This is a genomic window from Peptoniphilus sp. (genome assembly GCF_034090345.1).
GTDB lineage: Bacteria > Bacillota > Clostridia > Tissierellales > Peptoniphilaceae > Peptoniphilus.
Window position 1 is genome coordinate 1 of record NZ_JAXDSS010000016.1, and the last position, 9,377, is coordinate 9,377.

General features: G+C 28.8%; 17 protein-coding genes. 1 reads left to right on the forward strand and 16 read right to left on the reverse strand.

The features are described from left to right. On the forward strand, positions 1 to 739 hold a 739-nt coding region (locus SOR77_RS01550; RefSeq protein ID WP_320635451.1), incomplete at its 5' end, for a nucleotidyltransferase family protein. 52 nt (positions 740 to 791) lie between these two features. Here the strand turns inward: SOR77_RS01550 and SOR77_RS01555 are convergent. From SOR77_RS01555 to SOR77_RS01630, 16 genes are all read right to left on the reverse strand, one after another. Continuing rightward, positions 792 to 1,163, reverse strand: a complete 372-nt coding sequence (locus SOR77_RS01555) for a VOC family protein (RefSeq protein ID WP_320635452.1) — start codon at positions 1,161 to 1,163, stop codon at positions 792 to 794. A 14-nt stretch (positions 1,164 to 1,177) separates the two neighbouring features. After that, positions 1,178 to 1,825 (reverse strand): 7-carboxy-7-deazaguanine synthase QueE, encoded by a 648-nt coding sequence (locus SOR77_RS01560; RefSeq protein WP_320635465.1) that lies wholly within the window; start codon positions 1,823 to 1,825, stop codon positions 1,178 to 1,180. Beyond that, complete coding sequence (gene queD, locus SOR77_RS01565; protein ID WP_320635453.1) at positions 1,803 to 2,135, reverse strand: 6-carboxytetrahydropterin synthase QueD; 333 nt, start codon at positions 2,133 to 2,135, stop codon at positions 1,803 to 1,805. The genes SOR77_RS01560 and queD overlap by 23 nt, the downstream gene beginning before the upstream one ends. A 356-nt stretch (positions 2,136 to 2,491) precedes the next feature. Continuing rightward, entirely contained in the window at positions 2,492 to 3,058 is a 567-nt protein-coding gene (locus tag SOR77_RS01570) for a hypothetical protein (protein WP_320635454.1), read from the reverse strand. Positions 3,059 to 3,294: 236 nt separating this feature from the next. Beyond that, positions 3,295 to 4,233 carry an AAA family ATPase gene (locus SOR77_RS01575; RefSeq protein WP_320635455.1) on the reverse strand — a complete coding sequence of 313 codons (939 nt, stop codon included), beginning with the start codon at positions 4,231 to 4,233 and terminating at the stop codon, positions 3,295 to 3,297. 117 nt (positions 4,234 to 4,350) lie between these two features. Then, on the reverse strand, positions 4,351 to 4,710 hold the full coding sequence (locus tag SOR77_RS01580; protein WP_320635456.1) for a phage holin, LLH family: 360 nt from the start codon (positions 4,708 to 4,710) through the stop codon (positions 4,351 to 4,353). 137 nt (positions 4,711 to 4,847) lie between these two features. Further along, positions 4,848 to 5,231: a phage holin family protein gene (locus tag SOR77_RS01585; RefSeq protein ID WP_320635457.1), complete on the reverse strand. Its 384-nt coding sequence runs from the start codon at positions 5,229 to 5,231 to the stop codon at positions 4,848 to 4,850. Between the two features lie 19 nt (positions 5,232 to 5,250). Further along, positions 5,251 to 6,015, reverse strand: a complete 765-nt coding sequence (locus tag SOR77_RS01590; protein ID WP_320635458.1) for an N-acetylmuramoyl-L-alanine amidase — start codon at positions 6,013 to 6,015, stop codon at positions 5,251 to 5,253. Positions 6,016 to 6,024: 9 nt separating this feature from the next. After that, a complete protein-coding gene (locus tag SOR77_RS01595; protein WP_320635459.1) occupies positions 6,025 to 6,279 on the reverse strand; it encodes a hemolysin XhlA family protein in 255 nt (84 codons plus the stop codon). 55 nt (positions 6,280 to 6,334) lie between these two features. Continuing rightward, positions 6,335 to 6,610, reverse strand: coding sequence for a type II toxin-antitoxin system YafQ family toxin (locus SOR77_RS01600; RefSeq protein WP_084230622.1), 276 nt, complete (start codon positions 6,608 to 6,610; stop codon positions 6,335 to 6,337). After that, positions 6,607 to 6,828 (reverse strand): type II toxin-antitoxin system RelB/DinJ family antitoxin, encoded by a 222-nt coding sequence (locus SOR77_RS01605; protein WP_004822454.1) that lies wholly within the window; start codon positions 6,826 to 6,828, stop codon positions 6,607 to 6,609. The genes SOR77_RS01600 and SOR77_RS01605 overlap by 4 nt, the downstream gene beginning before the upstream one ends. Positions 6,829 to 6,943: 115 nt before the next feature. Beyond that, positions 6,944 to 7,096, reverse strand: coding sequence for a CD1375 family protein (locus SOR77_RS01610; RefSeq protein WP_320635460.1), 153 nt, complete (start codon positions 7,094 to 7,096; stop codon positions 6,944 to 6,946). A gap of 10 nt (positions 7,097 to 7,106) precedes the next feature. Beyond that, positions 7,107 to 7,241, reverse strand: coding sequence for a hypothetical protein (locus SOR77_RS01615; RefSeq protein ID WP_320635461.1), 135 nt, complete (start codon positions 7,239 to 7,241; stop codon positions 7,107 to 7,109). Continuing rightward, positions 7,241 to 7,516, reverse strand: coding sequence for a hypothetical protein (locus tag SOR77_RS01620; RefSeq protein WP_320635462.1), 276 nt, complete (start codon positions 7,514 to 7,516; stop codon positions 7,241 to 7,243). Before SOR77_RS01620 ends, SOR77_RS01615 begins: the two co-directional genes overlap by 1 nt. Continuing rightward, positions 7,516 to 9,117 carry a hypothetical protein gene (locus SOR77_RS01625; protein ID WP_320635463.1) on the reverse strand — a complete coding sequence of 534 codons (1,602 nt, stop codon included), beginning with the start codon at positions 9,115 to 9,117 and terminating at the stop codon, positions 7,516 to 7,518. The genes SOR77_RS01620 and SOR77_RS01625 overlap by 1 nt, the downstream gene beginning before the upstream one ends. Positions 9,118 to 9,178: 61 nt before the next feature. Then, positions 9,179 to 9,377, reverse strand: a 199-nt coding sequence (locus SOR77_RS01630; protein WP_320635464.1) for a type II toxin-antitoxin system death-on-curing family toxin, incomplete at its 5' end; no start/stop codon positions are given.

The following is a 9,377-nucleotide window of genomic DNA, read 5'->3' on the forward strand; positions in this document are numbered from 1 at the left end:
AAATCTTTCTAATATAGAATTTGAAATAATGAATAAACCTAATAATATTTTAGGTATAGAATATGTGAAAGCTCTTAAAAAATTCAATTCCGAAATAATTCCTTTTTCTATACCAAGAAAAAATGTAGGACATTCTTCAGAAATCATAATAGATGGATTTGCCTCGGCTTCAACTATCAGAAATATCTCCAAAAGCAAAAATTTTTCTGAATTAAAAAATCTAGTTCCTGAAAATACTTATGTAGCTCTACAAGAAAAAGGAAATGATGTTTCACAAAACTTTTTCCAGCTATTTAAATATAAATTATTAAGTGGCAATATAAATTTTTCAAACTATATGGATTATGAGTTAGGGCTCGAAAATAGACTATACAGTTATTTAGACACACTTGATTATAATGAATATATAGAATTTGTATCTACTAAAAGATATACTAAATCAAGAATAAGAAGGCTCATATGTCAAATAGTCTTTGATTTAAAAAGAGAATTTATTTTAGAATCAATTAATCATCCTTATGTCAGAGTTTTAGGTATGAATACTAATGGAACAGACTTACTTAATAAACTAAAAGAAAAAAAAATAAAATACATTACAAAATTTTCAGATAAAACTATTTTTTCAAAACATATAAAGAAAATTATACACAAAGAGGTTTTAGTATCAAATACCTATAATATGTTACAAAATACCCCATTAAATCAAGACTACAAAAACAACCCATATATACAAACTTAATTAAAAAGAAGGATAAGTTCATGTGTACTCATCCTTCTTTCTTAAAAATATATTATTTTTTTATAATTTCAATTTTATATCCATCAGGATCCTTCACGAAGAAATAATTAGCCGAGTTATCTGAAAGACCTTTTAAATCAGTCACATCATATCCTTCTCTCTTTAAACGTTCATGTAATTGAATAAAATCTTCACATTCTAAGGCTATATGACCATATCCATCCCCTAAATCATAATTTCCATGACCATAGTTATATGTCAATTCAAGTTCTTGTTCATCTCCCGGTAAACTTAAATACATAAGTGTAAATTTAGCTTTAGGAAAATCTTTAACTCTACTCACCTCATATCCTAATGCTTTTTTATAAAATTCCATTGACTTATCTAAATCTTTTACTCTAATCATTGTATGCAAAGTTTTCATAATTCAACTCCTCGCTATACCCCTCTCATTTCAGGGTCCCATATATATTTATGAATTTGCAATTGAAGTCTTGCATTTATTCTGTAATTTTTCATGCATTCAACCAGTTTATCTATATCAGCTCCATAAACTGGAGACAAAAAGATTTGTGCATCCGTTGGATACAATTTCATAACTTTTTGAACAAAATTCATATCAATTTCATCAGCCACAACAAACTTTACTACATCATTTTTCCTTAACAAGTTTAGATTTTCAAATAAATTAAACTCTTCCATTTTAGATGTAGGTGTTTTTATATCTAATATTACATTCACATTATCCAGTAAGTATTTTGAAACATCTTTACTTCCGTTTGTCTCTATATCAATTTCATATCCAAAATTTAAAAGACATCTAATAAGCTCTTCTAAATCTTGAGCTAAAGGCTCTCCTCCTGTTATTGTAACATGCTTTATTTCGTATAATTCAATTTCATCAATAATTTCATCAACACTTAAAAAGTTACCAGCTCTACTTAAAGCATACTCTGTATCACAATAAGAGCATCTTAAATTACAATAATTAAGTCTAATAAACACACTTAATTTACCACTATTAGGTCCTTCTCCATCTATGCTATAAAAAATTTCATTTACATCATACTTCATAGATTGCAACATTTCCTTCACTTTCTTGAACCTCTACCATATAACATTTCTCCCCGATTTCATCAGCAATCCACTTAGCTATATTTTCTGCTGTAGGGTTATATGGAATCACATCATTTAAATATACATGATCCAATCTTTTATGAATTTTATTCTTTATATGCGTAAAATCATATACCATTCCATTTTCATCTAAATTTTCCGATTCACAATATATATTTACAATCCAATTGTGCCCATGTAAATTTTGACACTTACTTTCATAATTCAAATCTAATTTATGAGCTGCACTTATTTCCAAAGTCTTCTTTATTTTAAACATAACTTTTACCTCAAATTTTATAAATAATTAATATAATACCCACATTATTTCAAATTACATAAGTAAAAAACCTCTGTAAATAATTCACAGAGGTTATACTACTGGTGCGCCTTAGAGGATTCGAACCCCTGACCTTCTGGTCCGTAGCTAAGGCTTATTTCTCTGTATTTAAACCTTTTTAGCGTTTTTTGTAATCTACAATTGTGATACACCAAAAATTTTTCTGGCACTTTTCAATATTTCAAATTAAATTATTTTTACTATTAGAAAATTATACAATACTTTTTATCATATATATACATTTTTCTTTTCTTATTTACAACAAAAAAGAGTGACATTAAACACTCTTTTTAATCTTATTTTTTTAATCTTTTGTCAGAGTCTTTTTTAAAGATATTCTTTCCGCTTTTTATATTAGATTTTAAATTATTCTTTAATCCAAATAAATTTAAATATTTAATCCCTTCAGAATATAATTCTAATATTTTTAACTTCCATCCCTCTTTAAACGGTAAATTTTTTGAGTTATTAAATTTCTTTTTAAATTCACTCGTTGATTCTTGTTTACAGTTAAAAATACTGCATAATTCTTTAAATGAACTTATTCTTTCACTACACCTTACAAATTCATCTTCCAAATTTTTACTTTCTATCAAAATATATTTTTTCTTTGACAAAATAGATTTAAAATTTTCATCTAGCTTTTCTATGCATTGATTTTGAGAGTTGTTTTTACATAAAACATCTATATCAAAAACAAAACAAGCTATATCATATTTTTTACCTGTAATATTTTTCTTTATTTTTTCTTGTAATACATTACAAACTTTAATTTCCATTGGAGATGTTAAATAATCTTTAAATTCTTCAAAAAAATGCTTTTCATTTTCTCCTTCTACAATCAAAATATTTTTTTGCCCCATAACTACTCCCAAAAATCATCTAAATCAGGATTTGTATTAAAATAATTATTTTGTACATATTCTATTAATTTTCTATCATTTTTGTTTAATTTTTTTTCAGGATTAACGCACATAGTTCCATCGTTACCGCGAACTAGAAAAGTAAATGAATGAATTGGAATGTTTAAATCCAATTCATTTTCATTGTGTGTGGTTATAAAAAGCTGAATATCATTATCTTTTATTTCATTAGCTTTTTATATAAGCTTTAAAATCATAGTGCTTGATAATTTCGTATGCATGTAAGCCATTTGTTCATCCAAATAAACAACTCCTGGATATTTATATAAGTCGCTTATTATATAAGACAATTCTATAGATTCAATTGTTCCTTGTGACAATCTATTGTTCTCTATATTTTTTATATCTCCATCCTTAACTAAAATTTTATCTCCATTTTTAAATATAATATAGTAATCTTTTTGTTCTTCCTCAGTTTCTTCCTGCAAATCTTTTGATATTATAGATCTTACCTCTTTCACTGAATTATCAATTATTTTTAAATTTTTTTCAACTTTAAATAATAACTCATCATCTATTTCTTTATCAACTTTGGACTTATCTGTAAAAGAAGCAAACCTATAATAAAATGGCATATTCAAAAGAAAATAAGTTTTATATTTAACTTCACTTTTAAATTTACCATCACAAACCTTACTTAATATAGGAAGTTCATCATTCATATTCTCTAATTCAATTGTTTCTTCAAAAAAATCTACTTCATCTAAAGCTTTAAAGGCTGCCTTCAAATTATAGTCTTTTAATAATTTTATATGCCTTAGTTTCTCTTTAATATTGTGATTTTCTATTTCGAGCTCATATTCAAACATATAGTTATTGATAACAAATATAATTTTAAAAGAAGCTTTTTTATCTTTATCGTATACATTATTAATAAATGTACAAGATCTACCTATTAAAAAATTTTGTACTGAGCATAAAAATTTTCCTAAAGCTGTTTTTCCACTAGCATTAGCGCCCATAATAATATTTACTCTTTTATATTTTATTTTTGGAGCATATACTAGACATTCATTTTCAATTATTGAGCGTGATAATTTTCTAGGAAAAGTAAAATCTATATTAAACTTTTCAAAGGTATAGAAATTGTCAATTGCTAAATTTATAAAAATCATAGTTACCCCCTTTTACTAAAGGATATCACTAAAATTTCAAAATATCAATCTTAAATTCCAATATTAGGAACTTATTATAAACTCTAAAAATACTCTTTTCAATAAAAAGCCAGAGGATTATTCCCCTGGCTTAACTATCTTTTCAGTATTCAATACATTAACAACTGGCTGTGCTTCAACTTCTTTTTTCCACTTGTTTAACTCTAATACACAAGCTTCTATCATGGCATCAAGTTCATCATCTTTTATTTTAATTCCATGGTCTTTAAGATATTGAATTACATATTCTTTTTTCAAACTGCCTTGACCACGCTTAGAATAAATTTGTTCAGCAGCATTAACTGCAATCTTAACAATATCTAGTGTATTATTAATTTTTTGCTGTCCGTACTTTTGTTTTAAAAGCGGAATTACTATCCCAGTAATCACTATAGATACCAAACTCAAAATTACATAAAATATATCAATTGTTTTCATTTTTTACTTTCTCCTTTCAAAAAAACGCTCTATATATTGAATTGTAAGAGCATTTTATTTATTAACTAATACAATTACATGACTTTCAATTTAAAATTAAAAATAGACCCATTTATTTTAAAATGAGCCTATTTTAGCTAAATTTCTTCTTTATTTTTCAATTCTTCTTTAAGTTCTTTCAATAATTCTTCTTTTTTATCCCAAATCTTTAAATTTTTATATTCTTGGTTTTGTTTAAGTTGTTGATGTACTCCCACTGCAGAATATCCTAAAAAAATCCCTTGCCCTATTCCAGTCAGTAACCATACTATTAGCTGCGGTTTAGTCATTGGATCATACCGATTAGCAACCGATATTAACAATGCCATAGGTATTCCTGCAATTGCTAAAATAGGAGGTATCAATGTATCAGATACCCTATGACTTCTTTTTAACAATGACCCTAGAGCCATCATCACAGGAATAGCAAAGATTAATTCGGGAGATAAATATTCTTTAATTGCTGACACAATTCCGTCCATGATTATTATCACTCCCTAATTATTTATTCTTAAGTATTACTTCTTGTTTGTCTTGGTCCCATCCTACTTCAAGTCCCAAAACTTCTGCTAAATCTCTTATGGCCACATAGTTGGTTCCTTGTATATTCTTACCTCTTAGTTCTTTTATTTTTCCGTTTAAAACTACTTTAACTTTATCTTGTTCCATAATTTTTTTAGATACCTCCTCAATTCTTTTATCTAAATCTTTTTGTTGTGCTTGCACTACTCCAAATGTGCTGTTTTTGCTTAAGTCAATTGGCATTTTAATAGGTTCTTTTATTAATTCTTTCATTTCATGCCATTTAGCCCAATTGTTATCTCTAAGCACATGAGGACAGTCTTTCTTACTCACGTCATAATGTCTGCATACATTGTTAGCAGGTATGTTAAATTTCTTCATTAGATTTTTTACTAATTCAATTGTATTTTGATATACAACGTTGAAATCTCCATCACTATTTACGCACATCTCAATTGATATAGATGTTCTATTTTGAACTCCGTTAAGTGCTCTCCCATATCCTTGATTGTCGCCACAATGCCAAGCAGAAAATGAATCTCCTACTATTTGTACAATTCTTTTATCATCTACAAAATAGTGAGCACTTGCGTTTCTATTACAAGCATTAAAATATCTAAAGTGTGCTAATGCATCTGCTCCTCTTGAATAGTTTCCAGTGTAATGAATAACTATATATTTAATTTTTCCGCCTTTTCTTGAACTGTAATTATATTTAATTGGTTTAAATAAAAATTCAAACATTTCTACCTCCTATTTAAATATCCCGTGTTGAACTGCATAAAAAAAGAAGCCTACAAAGCTTCCTACTGCTAGTCCCATTCCCCAACGTAAAGTTGTTATAAGACTATCCATTTTATCTATTAAGTTTTCTATCTTTCCATCTGTCCTACTATTGTGTTGTTCTATTGCATCAATCCTTTTTGAGTGGTCGTTTATTCTTATTTCATTCCTATTAACTTTTTCTAACAGATGCTGTCTATATATTTCACATTGTTTTTCATCCATAATTCACCTCGTTTTGAAACACTAAAAAAGACAACCCCTAAGGATTGCCTATCCTCTAAAATAATTCACTATGTGAACCAGTTCTATTTAAAATTAATATTAAATTATCTTCTACCTTTTCATAAATCAACAACCAATCAGGTCCGATATGGCACTCTCTGCACCCTGTATAATTGCCTATCAATTTATGGTCTTTATATTTTCCATCTAAAACTATATCATTTGCCAAACATTCCACAACAAAATATAGTTTTTCTATATCTAGCCCAGACTTTTTTATCTTTTTTAAATCTTTTTTAAAGCTAGACCTAATTTGAATCTTTCTTTTCATAAACTATCCACAAAATTTTTAAAATCATCCATATTGTCAAACTCTGCAACTATAGGATTTGTTTCTTTTATCTCAAAAGGAATTTTTCTATCATTAACAACAGCCTTAGCAAATACATTAAATGCAGTTGACATACTCATCCCCATAGAATCACAAACCCTTGAAAATTCATTTTTTAAATTTTCTTCCAGTCTAATATTTAAATTTACATTTGCCATATAATCATCCCCTTAAGATAATTATATCATTTTACACGCATTTGTAAATAAATATTACATTTTAATTATAAGGGCAACAAAAAAGACAGTAGCTTTAATGTTGCCCCGTCTTTTTTTAACCTTGTGTTAGTCCTGTTTCTTTAAGAACTTCTTCTACTGCAGATTTAATACCAAAGATTGTTGGTACTTGTTCTAAAGTATAAGTACCTGCCATAACAAGCGTCACCCAGCACTTCACAACTGCACTGTCTTTGCCTAATTTAAACATTATAGTCACCTCACTTTCCTTCAATTATATTTGTAACAACTTCTTTGAGATTCCAAAGTTTCGGAACATCTTTTAAAGTTTTTGTGCCACTTTCAATTAGCATTACCCAACACTTTACTATCATACTATCTTTTGTAAAATTCATTACTGCATACCTCCTGTAAGTCCTATAGCAATCATATTTGTAAGTTCTGCAATTGCTTTTAAATTATCTTCTTCCTGTTTCTGTATCATTGTTGTGATTTCAGTAACAAGCATTGCTCTTTGCATTTCATCCATCTCTTTAGTTTTGCTTAATTCTTCAAGTTTTTTTACTATTTCAGGATCCGTTACCTTAGCAATAACTTTATTTACTTGTCCATCCTTTAATTTTTGTACTTCGCTTAAAGGAATATTATCCCCTTTAACAATTAAACCCATTATTCATAACCTCCTGAAATCCCTCTCACAACACTCTTAACATCATCAGAACTATTTTTTGTAACAGTCACCCAAATAGCAAGCTCCCAAGTATCAGCTGTCTTAGTTGTGTTGGTAAACTGATACACAAGTTTTGCCAAAGCCTTTTGAGTTATATCTTCCCAAGTCGGATTTCCATCAGAATAATTGTTGCAAGCCTTAATGCTAACTACGTCTCCCTCAGCAATCATACTATTTAAAATAGCAAGCACCTTCTTAGCATAAGTGTCAGTTTTGTTTACCTTTAAAATAAATTCAAGCTTGTTTACCTTTTTAGTAAAGGTCTTTATCCTTTCAGACGTTCCGCCCTTATCATCTTTTGCGACGATTCGTATAGTATGCTTGCCTTTTGATAACCTAACAAATTTGTTTTTATCTATAGATAAAGTATTCATCTTTCCATCTGTAACATTTTCGTTAGTCTCAATAACTTTCTCATCTAAATAGGTTGTGCTGGATATTTTGTCCTTTTCTAAATCTGAAATAGAATATTTGAAAGTAAATTCTTTATCCTTTACTCCCAAATCTCCATTTGTATCGCTTATAATAGGCGGTTGATTGCTCCTTGTAAAAGTAAGTCTTCTATAAGTTATTCCAGTCTTACCATCATCCGCACGAATAATAATTTCATTTTGTTTCCCAAGCTCCAAAGTTGCAAGCTTTTCGGTAGAAATAGTAATACTCTGCTCTTCTGAACCTGCATTTGAAATGTTCTTTATCTCTTCTCCGTTTAAAGTCACAATCACAGAAACAGGGTCATTATTACTATCTTTGACAGTGAAAGTTTCTGTAAAAGCAGTGTTTTTATCTCCCAAATCTCTATCTTCGCCGCTTATTGTTGGAGCTGAATTAGACTTGTAAAAAGTGTAGGTTCTTTCAGCTGTAGCACCTGCTTTATCTTTAGCAACAATCCTTATAGTATGCTTGCCTAAGTTGAAGTTAGCTACGTCCACAAGATACACATTCTTAATACCTATAGAAATAGACTTAGCGCTAACCTTTTTTACAGTATCTTCAAAAATATCTACAACGATTGTGTCTCCACTATCACTATCAGATACAATATACTCAACATTAAAGTTTTCTGTTTTTGAGCCCAAGTCTAAATCACTACTGCTGATTGATGGAGCTTGATTGTCTATGCCTTTGTATACATACCAGTACCCGCCACTTTCTCCATTGTCTGGATAAGCATTTCTTGATGTTGATTTTACATCACCGATGTAAGAGCCTTGAGAGTAGCCAGTAACTTCTCTTATTTCTTCAATTTTGTAAAAATCTACAAAAAAATCAATAGTTCTTCCAGTACCAATTCGTCTTATTATCTTAGCTACTACAACATCACCTTTTGAAAAAATTGGAAAAGAAGCACCATCAGTGTAGATTAAATCTCCCTCCGATAACTCATAACAATCTTTTCGTTCTCCAGAAGGAAATAATCTAGGGTTATCTCCTAATCTTGGAAAACTAAGCGTTGTGCGTGTATCGTAAGGTTTACTTGCTAATCTTTTTTCTGTCCTATAATTAGCTTTCCTCTCATACTTTCCCCATAAATAAGCCATTTAACAACTCCTTTCTTGTATTAAAAAAGACAACCCCTAAGGATTGCCTTAAATCGACTATTTATTTAATTATCTTATTTTCAACAAAACTCTTAAAATCTTCCTTACTCATTTCTCCACTTGCAACCTCAAGTCCAAGCTTGATAACATCTGAATTACTCATTGTGTGATTTATCTCATTTAATTCTAATAAATATAGTAAGACCATAACCCCTATTCTCTTATTCCCATCAATAAAACAATGATTTTTAATCAAAGAA

What these genes read in the sequence shown, in the direction of transcription:
- SOR77_RS01555 (WP_320635452.1), bottom strand. Translation starts at nt 1,163, where the DNA reads ATGAAAACTTTGCATACAATGATTAGAGTAAAAGATTTAGATAAGTCA.
- SOR77_RS01560 (WP_320635465.1), bottom strand. Translation starts at nt 1,825, where the DNA reads ATGTTGCAATCTATGAAGTATGATGTAAATGAAATTTTTTATAGCATA.
- queD (WP_320635453.1), bottom strand. Translation starts at nt 2,135, where the DNA reads ATGTTTAAAATAAAGAAGACTTTGGAAATAAGTGCAGCTCATAAATTA.
- SOR77_RS01570 (WP_320635454.1), bottom strand. Translation starts at nt 3,058, where the DNA reads ATGGGGCAAAAAAATATTTTGATTGTAGAAGGAGAAAATGAAAAGCAT.
- SOR77_RS01575 (WP_320635455.1), bottom strand. Translation starts at nt 4,233, where the DNA reads ATGATTTTTATAAATTTAGCAATTGACAATTTCTATACCTTTGAAAAG.
- SOR77_RS01580 (WP_320635456.1), bottom strand. Translation starts at nt 4,710, where the DNA reads ATGAAAACAATTGATATATTTTATGTAATTTTGAGTTTGGTATCTATA.
- SOR77_RS01585 (WP_320635457.1), bottom strand. Translation starts at nt 5,231, where the DNA reads ATGGACGGAATTGTGTCAGCAATTAAAGAATATTTATCTCCCGAATTA.
- SOR77_RS01590 (WP_320635458.1), bottom strand. Translation starts at nt 6,015, where the DNA reads ATGTTTGAATTTTTATTTAAACCAATTAAATATAATTACAGTTCAAGA.
- SOR77_RS01595 (WP_320635459.1), bottom strand. Translation starts at nt 6,279, where the DNA reads ATGGATGAAAAACAATGTGAAATATATAGACAGCATCTGTTAGAAAAA.
- SOR77_RS01600 (WP_084230622.1), bottom strand. Translation starts at nt 6,610, where the DNA reads ATGAAAAGAAAGATTCAAATTAGGTCTAGCTTTAAAAAAGATTTAAAA.
- SOR77_RS01605 (WP_004822454.1), bottom strand. Translation starts at nt 6,828, where the DNA reads ATGGCAAATGTAAATTTAAATATTAGACTGGAAGAAAATTTAAAAAAT.
- SOR77_RS01610 (WP_320635460.1), bottom strand. Translation starts at nt 7,096, where the DNA reads ATGTTTAAATTAGGCAAAGACAGTGCAGTTGTGAAGTGCTGGGTGACG.
- SOR77_RS01615 (WP_320635461.1), bottom strand. Translation starts at nt 7,241, where the DNA reads ATGAATTTTACAAAAGATAGTATGATAGTAAAGTGTTGGGTAATGCTA.
- SOR77_RS01620 (WP_320635462.1), bottom strand. Translation starts at nt 7,516, where the DNA reads ATGGGTTTAATTGTTAAAGGGGATAATATTCCTTTAAGCGAAGTACAA.
- SOR77_RS01625 (WP_320635463.1), bottom strand. Translation starts at nt 9,117, where the DNA reads ATGGCTTATTTATGGGGAAAGTATGAGAGGAAAGCTAATTATAGGACA.